16 protein-coding genes and 1 tRNA gene are annotated in these 18,321 nt (G+C 69.0%); 3 read left to right on the top strand and 14 right to left on the bottom strand.

Annotation, left to right across the window (positions count from 1 at the left end; all coding sequences use genetic code 11):
* Window positions 1-27: 27 nt before the first annotated feature.
* From Amac_RS31680 to Amac_RS31655, 6 genes are all read right to left on the bottom strand, one after another.
* Window positions 28-783 carry a phosphotransferase family protein gene (locus tag Amac_RS31680; protein ID WP_246268849.1) on the bottom strand — a complete coding sequence of 252 codons (756 nt, stop codon included), beginning with the start codon at window positions 781-783 and terminating at the stop codon, window positions 28-30.
* Between the two features lie 152 nt (window positions 784-935).
* Window positions 936-2,441 (bottom strand): helicase HerA-like domain-containing protein, encoded by a 1,506-nt coding sequence (locus tag Amac_RS31675; RefSeq protein ID WP_155358082.1) that lies wholly within the window; start codon window positions 2,439-2,441, stop codon window positions 936-938.
* A 125-nt stretch (window positions 2,442-2,566) separates the two neighbouring features.
* On the bottom strand, window positions 2,567-3,052 hold the full coding sequence (locus Amac_RS31670) for a flavin reductase family protein (RefSeq protein ID WP_155358081.1): 486 nt from the start codon (window positions 3,050-3,052) through the stop codon (window positions 2,567-2,569).
* Window positions 3,049-4,272, bottom strand: coding sequence for a styrene monooxygenase/indole monooxygenase family protein (locus tag Amac_RS31665; RefSeq protein WP_155358080.1), 1,224 nt, complete (start codon window positions 4,270-4,272; stop codon window positions 3,049-3,051). Before Amac_RS31665 ends, Amac_RS31670 begins: the two co-directional genes overlap by 4 nt.
* A gap of 102 nt (window positions 4,273-4,374) precedes the next feature.
* Complete coding sequence (locus Amac_RS31660; protein ID WP_246268848.1) at window positions 4,375-5,358, bottom strand: AraC family transcriptional regulator; 984 nt, start codon at window positions 5,356-5,358, stop codon at window positions 4,375-4,377.
* A 475-nt stretch (window positions 5,359-5,833) separates the two neighbouring features.
* Window positions 5,834-5,906: transfer RNA gene (locus Amac_RS31655), tRNA-Ala, on the bottom strand.
* Between the two features lie 89 nt (window positions 5,907-5,995).
* Between Amac_RS31655 and Amac_RS31650 the strand changes: the two genes are divergently transcribed.
* From Amac_RS31650 to Amac_RS31640, 3 genes are read left to right on the top strand one after another with little or no spacing between them, the layout of a single operon-like run.
* Window positions 5,996-6,883 carry an RNA polymerase sigma-70 factor gene (locus Amac_RS31650; protein WP_155358124.1) on the top strand — a complete coding sequence of 296 codons (888 nt, stop codon included), beginning with the start codon at window positions 5,996-5,998 and terminating at the stop codon, window positions 6,881-6,883.
* Window positions 6,880-7,662: a DUF429 domain-containing protein gene (locus Amac_RS31645; protein ID WP_155358078.1), complete on the top strand. Its 783-nt coding sequence runs from the start codon at window positions 6,880-6,882 to the stop codon at window positions 7,660-7,662. Before Amac_RS31650 ends, Amac_RS31645 begins: the two co-directional genes overlap by 4 nt.
* A complete protein-coding gene (locus tag Amac_RS31640) occupies window positions 7,655-8,839 on the top strand; it encodes an FAD-dependent oxidoreductase (RefSeq protein ID WP_155358077.1) in 1,185 nt (394 codons plus the stop codon). Before Amac_RS31645 ends, Amac_RS31640 begins: the two co-directional genes overlap by 8 nt.
* Here Amac_RS31640 and yjfF read toward each other — a convergent pair.
* From yjfF to Amac_RS31600, 8 genes are all read right to left on the bottom strand, one after another.
* Entirely contained in the window at window positions 8,790-9,887 is a 1,098-nt protein-coding gene (yjfF, locus tag Amac_RS31635) for a galactofuranose ABC transporter, permease protein YjfF (protein WP_246268847.1), read from the bottom strand. The genes Amac_RS31640 and yjfF overlap by 50 nt on opposite strands.
* Window positions 9,884-10,918 (bottom strand): ABC transporter permease, encoded by a 1,035-nt coding sequence (locus Amac_RS31630; protein ID WP_155358076.1) that lies wholly within the window; start codon window positions 10,916-10,918, stop codon window positions 9,884-9,886. The genes yjfF and Amac_RS31630 overlap by 4 nt, the downstream gene beginning before the upstream one ends.
* Entirely contained in the window at window positions 10,915-12,414 is a 1,500-nt protein-coding gene (locus tag Amac_RS31625) for a sugar ABC transporter ATP-binding protein (protein ID WP_155358122.1), read from the bottom strand. The genes Amac_RS31630 and Amac_RS31625 overlap by 4 nt, the downstream gene beginning before the upstream one ends.
* 59 nt (window positions 12,415-12,473) lie before the next feature.
* Entirely contained in the window at window positions 12,474-13,457 is a 984-nt protein-coding gene (locus tag Amac_RS31620) for an ABC transporter substrate-binding protein (RefSeq protein WP_155358075.1), read from the bottom strand.
* Between the two features lie 20 nt (window positions 13,458-13,477).
* Complete coding sequence (gene araA / locus Amac_RS31615) at window positions 13,478-14,959, bottom strand: L-arabinose isomerase (RefSeq protein ID WP_155358074.1); 1,482 nt, start codon at window positions 14,957-14,959, stop codon at window positions 13,478-13,480.
* Complete coding sequence (locus Amac_RS31610) at window positions 14,956-15,609, bottom strand: L-ribulose-5-phosphate 4-epimerase (RefSeq protein ID WP_155347550.1); 654 nt, start codon at window positions 15,607-15,609, stop codon at window positions 14,956-14,958. The genes araA and Amac_RS31610 overlap by 4 nt, the downstream gene beginning before the upstream one ends.
* A gap of 130 nt (window positions 15,610-15,739) precedes the next feature.
* The gene (locus tag Amac_RS31605; protein ID WP_155358073.1) at window positions 15,740-16,777 is read right to left on the bottom strand and encodes a LacI family DNA-binding transcriptional regulator; all 1,038 of its coding nucleotides are present in this window, start codon (window positions 16,775-16,777) and stop codon (window positions 15,740-15,742) included.
* 252 nt (window positions 16,778-17,029) lie between these two features.
* Window positions 17,030-18,321: CynX/NimT family MFS transporter (locus Amac_RS31600; protein WP_307729777.1), on the bottom strand; the 1,292-nt coding region annotated here is incomplete at its 5' end.

Here is an 18,321-nt window from a genome sequence, read left to right as displayed (position 1 = left end):
TGTCCGATTTGTCGGCGGCCTGCAGCCTCACAGCTGGGATCTCAGTACGTCGATCTCGCAGCCTGGCGAGGATGGGTCGAAGCCGTGCTTGGCCAGCCAGCGGATCGCCAGCAGGCTTCGCAACGACCACCACGCGCGGATCACGTCGAGGTCGACGTCGGTGCCGTAGCCGGCGACGACGTCGCCCAGGTGCTCCTCGTGTCCGAGCGTCAAGGTGGCGAGATCGAACAGGGCATCGCCCTGGCACGCCTCGGACCAGTCGAGCACGCCGGTGATCTCGTCAACGTCGACGAACACGTGGGTGAGCTGCAGATCGCCGTGCGTGAACACCGGTGTCCACGGCCGGAGCGCAGCCTCGGCAACCCGGCGGTTGCGCGTGACCACGTCGGTGGGAAGGACGCCATTCGTGACGAGCCACTCGCATTCGCCGTCGAGGTGCGAGGCCAACTCGTCGAGGCTCCGGCCGGGCCATGGCGGCAGCGGCGCGTCGTGCAGCATCCGTGCGGCGGCACCCGCCGCGGCCCACGCCGCCGACGACGCGATCGACGGCTCGCCGAGGCGGCCGAGTGCCGTCCCTGGGAGGGCGGCGAGCGCGAGCACGGGCGGCTTCCGCCACAGGACCTCCGGAGTCGGGATCGGCGCCATCGCCATCGCCATCGCCTCGACCTCGACGTCGGTGCGCGTCTGATCAGCGTCGATCTTCAAGAACACGTCACCGACGCGCAAGGTCGCGCGCTCGTGATGGGCGACGACGACCTCGACCTCCTCCACGTCGGCCATCATCGCGGGGATGACCACCGACGTCGCCAGGTTTATCGCGTGCGACCACGCGGCTGACCGCGTCCGCTGCCTGGCGGCCTCGGGCACGACACCGACCGCTGACGGATCGAGTAGTGAGGTATTTCCAACCGGAAAGCGCGCTCCGCGTGCGCTGCTCAGCGGCGCCTGCGGCGGGCGGTGCCGAAGATGGATCTGGTGATCTCCCGGCCGAGGGTGGACGCCGCCGATCGCACCATAGAGCGGAACTCCTTGGACTCCAGCACTCCCTCCAGCACGGACTGCCTCGGCTGCTCCCTGGGGCGCTCCGCCTCGCGCGGAGCTTCGGGAGCCTCGGCCTGCTGCTGTGCGGCCAGCCTCGCCGAGAGGATCTCATAGGCCGACTGGCGGTCGACCACCGTGCCGTACTTCTGCCGCAGCGGGGAGGCGGCAATGATGCCCTGGATCACGTCGGGGCTCGACGGCGCCATGAGCGTCTGCGGGGCGCGCAGGCGCGTCCAGGCCACGGGGGTCGGCGCGCCCGTCTCCGACAGGACCGTGACCACGGCCTCGCCGATGCCGAGTTCGGTGAGCAGCCGCTCCAGGTCGTAGGAGGACTCGGGGAAGGTCGACACGGTGGCCTTGAGCGCCTTGGCGTCCTGGGGGGTGAAGGCGCGCAGGGCGTGCTGCACGCGCGCGCCGAGCTGGGCCAGCACGTCGGCCGGCACGTCCTTCGGCGTCTGGGTGACGAAGAACACGCCCACGCCCTTCGACCGGATCAGCCGTACGGTTTGGGTGATCGACTGCAGGAACGCCTTGGACGCGCCGTCGAACAGCAGATGCGCCTCGTCGAAGAAGAACACCAGCTTCGGCTTGTCGACATCGCCCACCTCGGGCAGCACCTCGAAGAGATCGGCGAGCAGCCACATCAGGAAGGTGGAGAAGAGCTGCGGCCGGTCCTGCACGGCGGGCAGCTCGAGGATGGAGACCATCCCCTGGCCGTCCTGCGTCACCCGGAGCAGGTCGTGCACGTCGAACTCCGGCTCGCCGAAGAACGCCTCCACCCCCTGCGCCTCGAAGTTGGTCAGGGCGCGGAGGATGACTCCCGCCGTCGCCGCCGACAGCCCGCCGATCCCGCTCAACGCCTCCGGAGTGGTGGTCAGATAGCGGATGACCGCGATCAGGTCCTTGAAGTCCAGCAGGGGCAGTCCGTTCTTGTCGGCGAAGTAGAAGATCAGCCCGAGCGACGACTCCTGCGTCTCGTTGAGCCCGAGGACCTTGGCGAGCAGGGTCGGCCCGAAGGCGGTCATGGTGGCGCGTATCGGCACGCCGGACCCCAGACCGCCCAGGGAGAGGAACTCCGCGGGACAGGCCACGGGATGCCACGCCTGCCCCACCTCGGCGGCACGCCCGGTGACGCGCTCGGAGGGCGTGCCCGGAGAGGCGAGCCCCGACAGATCGCCCTTGATGTCGGCGAGGAAGACCGGAACGCCCTGGGCCGAAAGCTGCTCCGCCATGAGCTGGAGAGTCTTGGTCTTCCCCGTTCCCGTGGCCCCGGCCACCAGTCCGTGCCGGTTCAGCATGCCCAGGGCGATCCTGATCTGCTCCGCCGGATCGGCGGTGCCGTCCTCGCCCACCAGCGCCCCGAGTTCCAGTGCCGGCCCCTCGACGTCGTACCCCTTCATCGCTTCCCCCCGCTTGTTCCCGCCTCGCCTGCGGCGCGGCGCAGGTCCGGTGGTGGTTCCATTCCCGGTCGTACGCGGTTCAATGATGCGGAGACGCGCAGGTCAGCGGCCCACGGGTCGGCTGGCTACGCGGCCCCCGCCGCGGTGGTCAGCTCGGGCCAGAACTCCCGGTAGCGGCCGGAGTGGAAGACGAGCGGCTCCCCTTCGGCCCGCTGGTAGCCCTCCACCGCCCCGACGAAGATGTGGTGGTCGCCGCCGTCGTGGACCCGCTCCGTACGGCAGACGAAACTGGCCAGCGTGCCGGCGAGTATCGGCAGCGGAGCGCCGAGCAGTTCCACCCCGGCGAACTTGTCGGTCGAGGGCGTGGCGAAGCGCCTGGACAGGTGGTCCTGGTCGGCGGCGAGGACGTTGACGGCGAACCGCCCGGCCCGCAGGAAGAGCGGCGCGCTGGGCGCCCGGTTCGACAGGCACCAGAGCACCAGCGGCGGATCGAGCGAGACCGAGGTGAAGGAGTTGACGGTCACGCCGGCCCGCTCCCCGTCGTCGGTCGCCGTCGTGATCACCGCCACCCCGGTCGCGAACTGCCCGAAGGCCTCACGGAGTGATCTCATGCCGCGACCCTGCTCAGGTATGCCTCGGCTCGGCCGGCGTCCATGAACCAGTCGGCGTAGTCGGCCGGGTCGTCGAAGCCGTTGACGAATCGGGAGGCGATCTCCGGATGTTGTCCGGCGGCGCCCAGGAGCGCCAGGTGGTGGGGTTGGGCCGGCGCCAGCAGGGCGTTGGTCCAGTTCGTGACGTGCTGGGCCTGCGTCCAGAAGAGGTCGAAGGTCCGCCGCATCCAGTCCGCGTCGAACGGCTGCGCGCCCCGTTCCACGATGGCCCGCAGGTAGGTGGCGGCGCACTTGGCGGCGTTGTTGCTGCCCTGCCCGGTGATCGGGTCGTTGAGCACCACGACGTCGGCGACGCCGAGCACCGGTGCGCCGGAGGGCAGAACGGCGACAGGACGGCGAACCGTGGGGGCGAAGCGGCCGGTCAGGACCGCGTTGGCGTCGGTGAGCTCGATCCCGGCGCAGCGCTCGGCCTCCCACGGAAAGAAGGTTTCCAGGATCTGGCGACTGCGCGCCAGATGCTCGGCGGGACCGCGCACGTCGCCCCAGCAGTCCATGGGACCGCCTGGCACACCCTCGAACACCATGATCTCGCAGGGCCCGGTGTGCGTGAGCGCGGGGAAGACGAAGTACTCGCCCACCCCGGGGAGCAGATTGAAGCACACCGCCGAGTGATCGGGGCGGGGGGCGAGACCGTTGACGTAGGTGACCGCCAACGCGCGCTGCGGAGCGGTGTACGGCGAGCGTGCGGGGTCCCGCTCGAAGAGCGAGGCGATCTCTCCCTTCCCCGCAGCGACGAGGACCAGGTCATACCGGGCGGCATAGCTCTCCAGGTCCTCCGGGGTGGCGTCGTGCAGGACCAGCTTTCCGCCCAGCCGTTCGAACTCGCCCAGCCAGGCCGGCATCTTCAGCCGCTGGTCGACCGAGCGAGCCGGAACGTCCAACCGCGCCGCCCAGTCAAGTGCTTTGCCACCCTCCGGGCTCGGAACCGTAAGCGCGATGCCCTCGATGGGCGGGCACACATCGGCCCACCAGTCCAGGCCGAGCTCACGCTCATGAGCCTGCGCGGTACCGAACATGGCCTGGCCGGACATCACCCGGCCATCGCGGATCGCCTCGGGGGTCCGGTTGGAGATCACGGTGACGTCGTAGCCCTGCTGGAGCAGGCCGATGGCCAGATGGAGGCCAGCCTGACCGGCGCCGACGATAAGGATTTCGCGCATGGTGATGTGCCCCTTCGGTGTCAGGAGTGGAGGTTTCAATCGGCGCCTGACAAGAACGGTACGACCGGCGCATCCGCCCGAGCTATCCGCTCAGCGCGGATCTCATCCACCTGACGCCGAACCCCTACGCAACGTCTCCGACGGCGGCAACCCGTACCTCTCGCGGTACAGGGCGGCAAACCGTCCCTGATGCAGAAACCCCCACCGGCCGGCCACCGTGGTCACCGTGGCCCTAGCGGGATCGGCCGCCTTGAGCTCGTCATGCACCCGCGCCAGCCGTACCTGCCTGAGGTAGGCCGTCGGGCTCAGCCCAAAATGCGCCCGGAAACCCTCCTGTAGAGACCGGCTACTGACCGCAACGGCACCAGCGATATCGGAGGTAGTGAGCGGAAGATGCGCGTGCCCTTCAATGAACTCCACCGCCCGGCGCACAACCTTCGGCACCGCCGCCGGCCTAGGCGCCCTCAGCCGCTCCAGATAGTTGGACGGCTGCATAGTCAGCAGCAGGGTAATCAGGGCATTCTCCAGATGCGCGATGGCCAGCGGATGCCCGGTCAGCCCATCATCGCGTTCGGCCTCCCTAACGAGCAGATCGGCCATATCCCGCCACGACCGCGTCCACCCCATCGTCAGATCCATGCCAAGATCGAAGACAACCGGACCATTGAGCTGCTCGCCAAGCATCTGCTCCAACGACCGCTCAATAAAGGTGCGCTCGAACTTGACCACCAACTGAGGACACCCAGCGGCCCAGCGCATATCGAGGTACCGGGTCGGCGAGGGCAGCGCAGCCAGCAACGGAGTAGAGACGATCTCCTTGTCACCGGCGCGGATCAAGCTACGTCCAGCAAGCGGGATCATGACCAGGAAAAACGTATCGAGGTCCCCTGGTTCGATATGCACGTCAGCCCCATAGTCGAGGTAACTGACGCGAACCGAACCAAGCTGAACGGAGTTAAACCGAGCCGACAACAGATCCGCATCCCCGGCCAGATCCAGCCGGTGCGGACAGAACACCTTGGCAACCTCACCGCGAACCTCGTCAAGGTCAGAACTGGCGAAGACGGCACGATTACTCAGAAGCACACCAAATGATCGCCGTTCCCACCCCCAATGTTCCATGAAAAAGTACGCACAAGAGACCCCGCACCACGTCAAAACACAGCCACGATGCCGCTGACCTGCCATTCGACGGATGCCTAACCTGTACCGCTTCAAACTCATCACATCGGCCAAGACTTCCAGGGAGCCCGAGGGGCGAAGCCCTTCGCAAGGAGCACAGCAACGCCAGACGCGAAGCGACCCCGGGGGGGAGCGCGAGGGGCGAAGCCCCTCGCAGGGAGCACAGCAACGCCAGACGCGAAGCGACCCCGGGGGGGAGCGCGAGGGGCGAAGCCCTTCGCAAGGAGCACAGCGACGCCGGGCGCGAAGCGCCCAGGGGGAGCGCGAGGGGGCGAAAGCCCCTTCGCCCCGGGGGGCTCGGGGGGTCGTCCCCCCGTGTAACGACGAGGAGGCCCACGGGAGCGAGCAAAGCTCGCGACCATAGGCCTCCGACTCCGAGTGGAGCTATGGGGATTCGAACCCCAGACCCCCTCCATGCCATGGAGGTGCGCTACCAGCTGCGCTATAGCCCCTTGCGGTGTGTGTGAGTGTATCGGACCTCGCGGGTTAAGGGGTAACCGTAGGGATGTCACGTTGGGGTGGCGTGGTGCGTCTGGAGGTGATGCGGGTGGAGACGTTTCTGGAGCATCGGGAGATCCTGGTCGGGGTGGCGTACCGGATTCTGGGGAGTGCCGCCGATGCGGAGGACATCGTGCAGGAGGCGTGGGTGCGGTGGGCTGAGGTGGCGGAGGGGGAGGTGGAGAACGCGCGGGCGTTTTTGGTGCGGGTGACGACGAATCTGGCTATTGATCGGTTGCGGCGGTTGAAGGTGCGGCGGGAGTCGTATGTGGGGGATTGGCTGCCCGAGCCGGTGAGCACGGGGCCGGAACTCGCGGAGCGGGCCGAGCTGGCGGAGAGTGTGGAGCTGGCGATGCTGGTGGTGCTGGAGACCTTGTCGCCGCTGGAGCGGGCGGTGTTCGTGTTGCGGGAGGTCTTCGGGTTCTCGCATGCGGAGGTCGGGGAGGTGATCGGGCGGGCGGAGCCCGCAGTGCGGCAGCTGGCACGGCGGGCGCGGGAGCATGTGCGGGAGCGGCGGCCGCGGTTCGATGTGGATCGGCGGGAGCGGCGGGAGGTCACCGAGCGGTTCATCGGGGCGTGCGCGGGTGGGGATCTGCGCGGGTTGATGGAGCTGCTGGCCAAGGATGTGACCTTGGTGACGGACAGTGGGGGCAAGGCTCGGGCGCCTCGGCGGGTCCTGGTGGGGGCCGATCGGGTGGCGCGGTTCCTGGTCGCGGTCACTTCGGAGGCGGGGATCGCGTCGTTCCCGGCGCACGCGGGGCTGCCGGAGGGGGTTTCGTACGAGATGGAGATCTCGAATGTGAACGGTGCGCCGGCGCTCGTGGTTGCGGTGGAGGGCAGGGTCCTCACGGTGGTGTCGTTGCTGGTCGCCGATGGGATGATCGAGACCATCTATCTGATGGCCAATCCCGAGAAGATGGCGCATGTGTGATCACGGTTGGGATTGATCTGGCGGCCGAGGCGGTCGATACGGCGGTCGCCTGGGTCGAGTGGTCCGAGAATCGGGCGCGGGTCACCAGGGTGGAGACTCGGGCGGATGACGGGCTCGTGGTTGAGGCGATCCTGGCCGCGGGGAAGGCGGGGGTCGACTGTCCGCTCGGGTGGCCGGATCGATTCGTGGATTTCCTGGTCGCGCATCGGGGCGGGGAGGTCGCCTTGCCGTTGGAGGGTGTCGGGCGGCTGTGGCGCAGGGATCTGGCGAATCGGGTCACCGATCTGGTGGTGCGGGAGCTGACGGGGCAGCGGCCGTTGAGCGTGGCGGCCGACCGTATCGGATATGTCGCCATGCGGTGTGCCGGGGTGATGGCGGAGCTGGCGCGGCGTGGCCAGGTCGTCGACCGGCGCGGAGGCGGGGTGGTGGTCGAGGTGTATCCGGCCGCGTCGCTCAAACGGTGGGGGTTGCCGTTCAAGGGTTACAAGCGGGCCGCGAATCTGGGTGAGCTGAACCGGCTGGTCGATGGGCTGGGGCGGGCCGCGCCTTGGCTGGACCTGGGGGCGTTTGAGGGAGTCTGCCGGGCATCGGATGACGCCGCTGACGCCGTCGTCGCGGCGCTCACCGCGCGGGCCGCCGCGCTGGGGTTGGTCACGGCGCCGTCGCCCGGGCAGGCCGAGGCGGCCCGTACGGAAGGGTGGATCGCGGTTCCGACCACGTCACTGGATGGGCTGATGTCACGTTTCGAGGATGACCCGCGTCCAGGGGTGCATGGATGAAATCACAGTAATCGGAGGCGGGCTCGCCGGGCTGACGGCAGCCATCGCCTGTGCCGAAGAGGGCGCGCGGGTCGTCCTGTACGAGGGGCACCACACGCTCGGCGGGCGGGCACGGTCGTCCGCGGCGCCGTACATCGCCAATGACGGGACGCACGTCTTCTACTCGGATGGGGAGCCGTTCCGGTGGCTGGCGCGGCGCGGGCTCGTGCAGCCGTACCGGCGGCTGGGGCTCAAAGAGGGACGGAAGGCGCGGGTCCGGCATCGGGGCAAGCTGAAGGCGCGAATTCCGCGGCCGCTGCTCGCGGCGATCATCAAGCGCGGGCTGGTCGCGCCCGTGGATGAGGACTTCCGCTCCTGGGGGGTCAGGCGGCTGGGCGCCGACGCCACCGACGCGGTGGCCGGAGCGCTCGGAGTCGCCACCTATGAAGCGGATCCGGGACGGCTGTCGGCGGCATTCGTGTGGGAGCGGTTCACGCGCGCCTTCGCGCTCCAGTTCCCGGCGCCGAGGTACGTCGTCGGCGGCTGGGGCCGGGTCATCGACCGGATGGCGGCACACGCGCGCGACCTTGGCGTACGCATCGAGACCGGAACCCACGCGGACACCCTCCCGGCGGGACCCACCATCGTCGCCACCTCGCTCGACGCCGCTCGCCGGTTACTCGCCGACGAATCACTGCGCTGGGAGAGCGGCCGCGCCGTCCTTCTCGATCTCGGGGTACGGCAGGACCCGCGCGACCTGTTCCTCCTGTCCGACCTGGACGAAGGCGGCTTCCTTGAGCGCTACTCGTCTCCCGATCCGTCGGTGGCGCCAGACGGGGAGAGCCTCGTCCAAATGCAGATGCCGATGCGGCCCGGCGAGTCGAAAGCCGACACGCTGGCACGGCTGGAACGGGTGGCCGATCTCGGTCTGCCGGGCTGGCGGGATCGGGTCACCTGGCGGCGCGAGGCGCTCGCGAACGGGCGTACGGGAGCGCTCGACTTGCCGGGACTGAGCTGGCGGGATCGGCCGGCCATCGAGCGGGGGGACGGGGTCTGGCTGGCCGGGGACAGTGTCGCCGCCCCCGGCCTGCTCGGTGAGGTGTCGATGCGCAGCGCGCTCGCCGCCGCCGAGCAGGCGGTGGCCTCGGTCAGCCGTCCGGGGATCGCTTCGAGGAGATCGCCCGCTGCAGGACGATGAAGACGAACAGCAGGGCTCCGGTTACGATCTTGATCCACCAGGAGCTGAGGGTGCCCTCGAAACGGATCAGCGTCTGGATGGAACCGAGCAGGAGCACACCCAGCAGGGTGCCGAGAACGTAGCCGGAGCCGCCGGTCAGCAGGGTGCCGCCGATGACCACGGCGGCGATCGCGTCGAGTTCCATGCCGACCGCGTGCACACCGGTCCCGGACAGCGTGTACGTGGCGAAGAGCATGCCCGCCAGCGCGGAGCAGGTGCCACTCACCACATAGGCGCCGATCTTGGTGCGCGCGACGGGGAGGCCCATCAGGAGGGCGGACTGTTCGTTGCCGCCGATGGCGTAGATCCCGCGGCCGAATCTGGTGTAGTGCAGGGTCCAGAAGGCGAGCCCCAGGACAGCGAGCGCCACGAAGACGGTCGGCTTCACGAACATGTCCCCGGGGAGCTGGATGGGGATATGGGGCCACTCGGCGAAGAGGGGATGTTTGATCGAGATCTGGTCGATGCTGATGACGAAGCAGAGGCCTCGGGCGAGGAACATTCCGGCCAGCGTGGCGATGAAGGGCTGGATCTCGAAGTGATGGATCACGTAACCCATCAGGAAGCCGAGCGTGGCGCCAACTGCCAGCACGATCGGAATGGTCGCCAAGCCCACGTGCTCGACCAGCGAAGCCGACAACATCGCCGACAACGCGATCACCGCGCCCACCGAGAGATCGATGCCCCCGGTGAGGAGGACGAACGTCATCCCGATCGCGGCGACCAGCAGGAAGCCGTTGTCGATGAACAGATCGATGATGACCTGACCCGATCCGAAGGCCGGATAGATCGCCGAACCTGTCCCGAAGAGCACCACGAACAACGCCAAGGTCACCAGGACCGGCAGATACTCCCGCCGCAGGCGGGCTTCAAGGATGGCGGTGAGCCTCCCACGCCCCCGGACGCTCCGTTCCTCGCGGGCATCCATCGCCAGGACTTCCTGTTCGCTCGCCACCATGGCCTCGTCTCGTCCCTGGATGTGCCCGGTTTCCCTGGGACTCCGTTTCATGCCGGCACCTCCGCTTCAGCCGGAGCGGGAGCGGATGGTCGCCGGCGTCGGAACGCCTTCGCCCGGAACGCGGGAGACTGGATCAGACACACCGCTGTCACCACCACCGCCTTGAACACCAGCGTCACCTGAGGCGGAACCCCGGTGGTGTAGATCGTGGTCGACAGGGTCTGGATGATCAAGGCCCCGAGGACCGTCCCGGCGAGCGAGAAGCGGCCTCCCATCAGGGAGGTCCCCCCGATGACCACCGCGAGGATGGCGTCCAGCTCGATCCACAGGCCCGCGTTGTTGCCGTCGGCCGCACGAATGTTCGAGCTGATCATCAACCCCGCGATCCCGGCACAGAACGCGCTGAAAACGTACGCGAGCACCAGCAACCGCCGAGCCCGGATGCCCACCAGACGCGACGCCTCCGCATTGCCTCCGACGGCCTCCAGCAGCAGTCCGAGGGCGGTCCTCCGGGTCAGGACGGCTGTTCCGGTGAAGACCACGACGGCGATGAGAACGGCGAAGGGGAAGCCGAACAGGTAGTCGCCGCCGATCAGCTCGTAGGGGGCGCTGTTGATGGTGATGATCTGGCCGTCGGTGATCAGCTGGGCCACCCCGCGGCCGGCGACCATGAGGATCAAGGTGGCGATGATGGGCTGGATGCCGACGCGGGCGACGAGTAATCCGTTCCACAAGCCGAGGACCAGGGACAGGCCGAGGGCGAGGGCGACCGCGGTCAGCACCCCGCCGACCGCCTCCTGATCCGGCTGGTCGGCGATGATCGAGCAGGCGAGGGCGCCGGAGATCGCCACGGTCGCGCCGACCGACAGGTCGATGCCCCCGGTGGCGATGACCATGGTCATGCCGAGGGCGATGAGGATCAGCGGGGCGCCGTACAGGAGGATGTCGATGAGGCTCCCGTACAGGTGGCCGTTCTTCAGTTCGATCCGGAAGAAGGTCGGCGTGAAGATCAGGTTGGCCAGCAGCATGACGGCGAGGATCGCGGCCGGCCAGAACAGGCGGTGCTTGGTGATGGCGGTCATGACGCGACTCCGTTGGCGATGATCTCCAGCAGCCGTTCGGGAGTGACGTCGGCCTCGTTGGCGATCTCCGCGATTACGGCGCGATCCCGGAGCACCTCGATTTTGTGGCTGATGCGCAGGACCTCCTCCAGTTCGGCGGAGATGAACACCACGCCCATGCCGTCACCGGCGAGCGAGACGACCAGCTTCTGGATCTCGGCCTTGGCTCCGACGTCGACCCCCCGGGTGGGCTCGTCGAGGATGAGCAGCCGCGGCTGCGTGATCAGCCACCGGGCGAGCAGGACCTTCTGCTGATTGCCCCCGCTGAGGTTGCGAGCCGGAATATCGGGATCCGCCGGACTGATGCTGAGCGCCGTGATGTACTTCCCGACCAGTTCGGCGCGGCGCGCGGGGGACAGCGGCCGCAGCCAGCCCCGAGCGGCCTGCAGCGCCAGCACGATGTTCTCCCCCACGGTCAGTTCCTCGATCAGCCCCTCGGTCTTGCGATCCTCGGGGCAGAACGCCACGCCGCGCCCGATGGCCGCACCGGGGGTGCGCAGCGCCGAAGCCGACCCGCCGACCCGCACCGTCCCGCTGTCGGCCCCGTCGGCCCCGAACATCAACCTCGCCGCCTCGGTCCGCCCGGACCCCAGCAGCCCGGCGAAACCCACCACCTCCCCCGGATGCACATCCAGATCGAACGGCGCGATCCCGCCCTTGCGCCCCAGCCCGCGCGCCGCCAGCACCGGCTCCCGGCTGGCGATCGCCTCCCGCACGTCCTCCCGCGGCGCGTGCAGCTCCTCCAGCGTGCGCAGCACCCGCCCCGTCATGTGCCCGACCAGCTCTACCCGGCTCAGCGCCCGCGTCTCGAACTCTCCGACCAGCCGCCCGTTGCGCAGCACCGTCATCCTATCCGATATATCGAACACCTGGTCGAGAAAATGCGAGACGAACAGCACGGCCACCCCGTCGTCCCGCAGCCGGCGCATGACCGTGAACAGCCGTTCCACCTCGTCGCGGTCCAGGCTGGAGGTGGGTTCGTCCAGGACGAGCACCTTTGCCGAGATGTCCACCGCCCGGACGATGGCCACCAGCTGCTGTACCGCCAGTGAATAGGACGCCAGCGGCGCGGCCGGATCGATGTCCAGCTGGAAGCGGGCCAGCAGTTCCGCGGCCCGGCGCCGGGTCTCCTTCCAGCGGATCCGGCCCAGCCGGTACGGCTCCCGCCCGATGAACACGTTCTCGGCCACCGTGAGGTTGGGGCAGAGGTTGACCTCCTGGTAGACGGTGCTGATCCCGGCCGCCTGGGCCTGCTTGGGGCTGCCGATCGTGAGCGGCGCGCCGTCCAGGCGTACCTCACCGGAGTCGGCGGAGTGGACCCCGGTGAGCACCTTGATGAGCGTGGACTTGCCGGCCCCGTTCTCCCCCATCAGCGCGTGCACCTCGCCGGGGAGCAGCCGGAAGTCGACGCCGTTCAGCGCCCGTACCCCCGGAAAGTCTTTCGTGATGCCCGTCATTCGCAACACGGCGGGCCCTCCTTAGGGGCCGGGCGGCGCGAAGCCGCCCGGCACAGGGGTCAGTACTGGCGGGTGGACAGGACCTCGGCGGCCTGCTGCGGGGTGAAGGTGGTCTCCTTGGTGACGATGCGCTTCTCCAGGGGCTCCCCGGCGGCGGCCTTCTTGGTGAGCTCCATCAGCTGCTCGCCCAGGAGAGGGCTGCACTCGGCGATGAAGTTGATCTCGTTGGCGGCCAGCGCGGTCATGCCGTCCTTGACCGCGTCAATCGTGGCGATCTTGATGTCGGTGCCCGGCTTGAGGCCGGCGGCCTTGATCGCCTCGATGGCGCCCAGGCCCATGTCGTCGTTGTGCGCGAAGAGCAGGTCGATCTTCGGGTTGGCCTGCAGCAGCGCCTGCATGACCTCCTTGCCCTTGGCCCGGGTGAAGTCGCCGCTCTGCGAGGCGATGACCTTGAGGTTGGGGTTCGACGCGATCGTGGCCTCGAAGCCCTTCTTGCGGTCGATCGCGGGCGCCGAGCCGACCGTGCCCTCCAGCTGCACGATGTTGACCGGGCCTGTCGCGGACTTGAACTCCTCAAGTGCCCACTTACCGACCTCCTCGCCCTCCTTGACGAAGTCGGAGCCGATGAAGGTGGCGTAGAGGGAGGCGTCGGAGTCGACCGCGCGGTCGGTCAGGATGACCGGGATCTTGGCGGCCTGGGCCTCCTTGAGCACCGCGTCCCAGCCGGTGACGACCACCGGCGAGAAGGCGATCACGTCGACCTTCTGCTGGATGTAGGAGCGGATGGAGGCGATCTGGTTCTCCTGCTTCTGCTGAGCGTCGGAGAACTTCAGGTCGATCCCGGCCGTGGCCGCCGAATCCTTGACCGACTTGGTGTTGGCGGCGCGCCAGCCGCTCTCCGAGCCGACCTGGGAGAAGCCGAGGACGATCTTGCCCGATCCGGCTTCCCCGCCGGACGCGGTGTCCTCGCCGCCACCGCCGCAGGCGGCGAGGACGGAGGCCAGCAGTCCGGCGGCCAGCGCCGCCGACAGCTTCTTCAACATGACTATCTCCTTGGGGGGTGTCAGAGGCCCTGGGCCAGCCGGTAGTACGCCTGGTTCCACCGGAGCTCTTTGGTGAACTGCCTGGTCGTGGTTGTCTCGTCGATGAGCAGCAGCTCGGTCCCCGCCATGTCGGCGAGGTCGGTCAGCTCCTCGGGGCCGATCGCCGCCGACAGCGCGGTGTGGTGCGGCCCGCCCGCCATCAGCCAGGCCTCCGTGGCGGTACGGAAGTCCGGCAGCGGCTTCCACACCGCGCGGGCCACCGGCAGCTTCGGCAGCGGCTCGGTGGGCGCGACCAGCTCAACCCGGTTGGCGACCAGCCGGAACCGGTCCCCCATGTCGGCCAGACCGACCACGACGGCGTCCCCAGGCGCCGCGTCGAAGACGAGCCGCACCGGGTCTTCCCGGCCGCCGATGCTGAGCGGGTGAATCTCGCAGGACGGTACGGCGGAGGCGATGCTCGGGCAGACCTCCAGCATGTGCGCGCCCAGCACGCGTTCCTGTCCTGGTTCGAGGTGGTAGGTGTAGTCCTCCATGAACGAGGTTCCGCCCGGGAGGCCTGCCGCCATCGTCTTCAGGGTGCGGACCAGCAGGGCGGTCTTCCAGTCGCCCTCGCCGCCGAAGCCGTACCCGTCGGCCATCAGCCGCTGCACGGCCAGGCCCGGCAGCTGGCGCAGGCCGCCGAGGTCCTCGAAGTTGCTGGTGAACGCGCCGAAGCCGCCGTCGGTGAGGAAGCCGCGCAGGCCGAGCTCGATCCTGGCCGCGTAGCGCAGCGAGTCCAGGCGCTCTCCCAGCAGCGCGGGCGCCACCTGGTAACTGTCGGCGTACTCCTTGACCAGCGTCGTCACCTCGGCGTCGGCCACCGCGTCCACGGCCGCGACCAGGTCGTTCACGCCGTAGGTGTTGACCGAGACGCCGAACCGCAGCTGCGCCTCGACCTTGTCGCCCTCGGTCACGGCGACGTCGCGCATGTTGTCGCCGAAGCGGGCCAGCCGGAGCGAGCGCATCTCGGCCAGGCCGAGCGCGGCCCGCGCCCAGGCGGCCGTGCCGGCGACCACGGCCGGGTCAGTGACGTGCCCGGCGATCGTCTTGCGGGGCACGCCGAGGCGGGACTGCACGTAGCCGAACTCGCGGTCGCCGTGCGCGGCCTGGTTCAGGTTCATGAAGTCCATGTCGATGGAGTGCCAGGGCAGGGCGACGTTGGCCTGGGTGTGCAGGTGCAGCAGCGGGGTGCGGAGCGCGTCGAGGCCGGCGATCCACATCTTGGCGGGCGAGAAGGTGTGCATCCAGGCGATCACCCCGACGCAGTCGTCGGCGGCGTTGGCGTCCAGGCAGATCCGCCGGATGGCGCCGGCGTCGGTGAGCACGGGCTGCCAGACGACGCGGACCGGGAGGCCGGAGCCGTCCAAGGTCTCGGCGATGCGCCGGGATTGGTCGGCGACCTGGGCCAGGGTGTCCTCGCCGTACAATCCCTGGCTTCCGGTGAGGAACCACACGTGCTTCATCGGACTCCCTGCCCGTAGACGTTCTGGTAGCGGTCGTACAGCCGGTCGACGTCGGCCGGCGCGATCTCCTCGGGGGTGCCGAGCTGGCGGGCGATGTGCACGGTTCTGGCGACGTCCTCGCACATCACGGCGGCCTTGACGGCCTCGCGCGGGGTGCCGCCGATGGTGAAGACCCCGTGGCTGCGCATCAGTACGGCGGGCGAACGGTGACCCTCCAGCGTCGCCACGATGCCCCGCCCGATGTCGTCACCGCCGATCAGCGCGAACGGGCCGACCGGGATCTCCCCGCCGAACTCGTCCGCCATCGCCGTCAGCACGCACGGAATCGCCTCCCCGCGCGCGGCCCAGGCGGTCGCGTACGTGGAATGGGTGTGCACGACTCCGGACACATCCGGACGTTGCCGGTACACGTACGCGTGCGCGAACACATCGCTGGAGGGCTTCAACCCGTCCTGTACGGGTTTCCCCTCCAGATCGCACAACACCATCGACTCGGCCGTCAGCTCCTCGTACGGCACGCCACTCGGTTTGATCAGCAGAAGGTCGGCCCCGGGGACCCGGGCGGACACGTTGCCCGCCGTCCAGACCACAAGACCGGCGGTCACGAGTAACCGGTGCAGGTCAGCCAGTTCCTGCCGGAGTTCGATCATTTCCCAACCTAGCGATAGTTCGTGATTGCGTTAACATTGCAGACCTCAGAGAACCCAAGAGGCCTTCCTGCTCCAAACGTGGTCAGAGTGCTCCGGCGAAACCGCCGGTCTTGCTGTCGTTCGTGTCGGCTTATCGGCGTTGCGCGGTGGACTCGCGGACGACGAGCTCGGGCTCGACCATCCGCCGGACGTCCTCCTCGACCCCCGCGATGCGATCGAGGAGAAGTTGCAGGGCCTGCCCGCCGACCTCGCCGAAGTTCTGCCTGACCGTGGTCAGCGGCGGCCAGTAGTACGCGGCCTCCGGAACGTCGTCGAACCCGACGATGCTGACGTCTTCCGGCACTCGTTTGCCCGCTTCGCGCAGCGCGCGCAGCAGGCCGAGCGCCATCGGGTCGTTGGCGGCGAACACGGCCGTGACCTCGGGGTCGCGGGCCAGCCGCCGCCCGTGCTCGTAACCGGACTGCGCGCTCCAGTCGCCGGCCAGCGGCTCCGGGATCGCGCGGCCCTCCGCCTCCAGCACCGACCGCCAGCCGCGCACGCGGCCGTTGGCGTCGATCCAGTTGGCGGGCCCGGACAGGTGCCACACCGTCTGATGTCCGAGACTGAGCAGGTGCCGGGTGGCGCGCGCGGCCCCGGACTGCTGGTCGACGGCGGCCACCGGGACGGGGACGCCCTCGCCGCCGCCCACGTCCACCACCGGCAGGTCCTTCGGCAGGTGCCGCAGGCCCTCGGCGGCCGACTCGTGCGGGGCGATGACGATGACGCCGTCCACCGACTGGGAGCGCAGGCGTTCGACGCCCTCGGCGATGGATCGGCGGGTGAGTGCCTGCAGGCTGGCGATGCTCACCAGGTAGTCGTGCTGCCTGGCGGCGCGCTCGATGCCGTAGAGGGTGGAGGCCGGGCCGTACAGCGTGGTGTCGAAGCTGACCACGCCGAGCACGCCGGACCGGCCGGTGACGAGGGAGCGGGCGGCGAAGTTGGGGCGGTAGCCGAGTTCCTGGACGGCCGCGAGCACGCGGGCCCTGGTTTCCGGCCGCACCTTCTCCGGCGCGTTGAGCACCCGGGAGACGGTCATCGCCGACACTCCGGCGAGCCCGGCGACATCCTCCATGACCGCCGCCCTGGGGCGGTCGGCCGGGGGGTCAGCCGTCGGGTTGCTCGATATCATCGGCCGCGATCCGTCCTTGTGCTCCGTCGTAGCTGTGTTGCGGGGAGATTTCCGAGTGTTTGCGATAACACTGCCTCTGTCAATACCTCGGTACTACCTATCACGAAGAACCCACGATCCCACAGCTGAAACCGGATCGTTATGGGGTGTACGCCTTGACCAAACCGACTGATAGCGCTAACAGCTTCAACTCATGACCGAGCTTTTACCTGGTGCTGGGTGGGGCGCTTCACCGGTTTGAGGCGAGATGGCCTACTCTTGATCTGTGGTCGCCCGAGGCGAGGTCAGGTCGCCTCGGGTGGCCACCTTTGTCTGAGACCGGCCGATGTGCCCCTGCGGGGTCTCCGGCTCTTCGCCGGTTTCGTCTGGTACGGCATGCGCCTGGATCTCGTCTTCGAGGACCCGGTCGGCGCCCGCGTACCAGCCGGTGGCCAGCTGGGCCGCAACCACGACGAACAGCACGGTGAACGGCCACGTCCAGCCGCCGGTGGCGTCGTAGAGCAGGCCGATCATGAGGGGGCCGACCCCGGCGATGAGATATCCGACGCTCTGCGCGAACCCGGACAGCGCGGCTGTGCCCTCGGCGGTGCGGGTGCGCAGCGGGAGCAGCGCCAGCGCCATCGGGAATCCGCCCATCGCGATCCCGACCACGATCGCCGATCCCCAGAGCGCGTGGCCGGTGAGCAGTCCGGCGAAGCCCACGGCGTACAGGGTGCAGAACAGGACCACGAGTTTGCGGACGTTTCTCATCCGCGCGGTCAGGGCCGGAACCACGAGCGAGCTCGGGATGGAGAGCGCGGTGAACACGCCGAGGACCAAGCCCGCCTGACCCTCGGTGTAGCCGCCGTCCAGGAGCACCTGGAGGAGCCAGCCGAACAGCACGTAGGCGAGGAGACCCTGACTCCCGAAATATCCGGCTATCGCCCAGGCCAACCGGCTGCGGACCAGCGTGCGCGGCCCCGCGTACGTGCCCTCTTGGTCCTGCTTCGGGTTGTCGCGGAGGACGGCGAGCCACGGCACCGCCGCGATCAACGCCATCGACGCCCAGACTCCGAGCGCCACCCGCCAGTTCCCGCCGGCCGCCCGCTCGATCGGCAGGGTGAGCGCCGCCCCGAGCATCGTCCCCACGCCGAGCGAGGTGGCGTAGACGGTCATCATGACGCCGATCCTTGCGGAAAAGTGCCGCTTGATCAGCGTCGGGATGAGAACGTTCCCCAGCGCGATCCCCGCCAGCGCCACCACGCTGAAAGCCAGGAACAGCCACGCCGACCCCACCACCGCCCGCGCTAGCAGCCCCGCCCCGATCAGCCCCAGCGCCACCACCAGCAGCCGCTGCTCCCCCGCCCGCCTGGCCAGCCACGGCGTCCCCGCCCCGAACACCGCGAAACACACCACCGGCAACGTCGTGAGCAACCCCGACAGCGCCCCCGACATCTCCAGCCCCGCACTGATCTCGTGCAGCACGGCCCCCGTACTCGTAACCGCGGCCCTCAGATTGAGCGCGGCCAGCACCACCCCCACCACAACCAGCCAGGCCACCCACC

Source organism: Acrocarpospora macrocephala (genome assembly GCF_009687865.1).
Taxonomy (GTDB): domain Bacteria; phylum Actinomycetota; class Actinomycetes; order Streptosporangiales; family Streptosporangiaceae; genus Acrocarpospora; species Acrocarpospora macrocephala.
The sequence above is the reverse complement of the archived record's forward strand: the minus strand, read 5'-3'. Positions and strand labels throughout refer to the sequence as shown.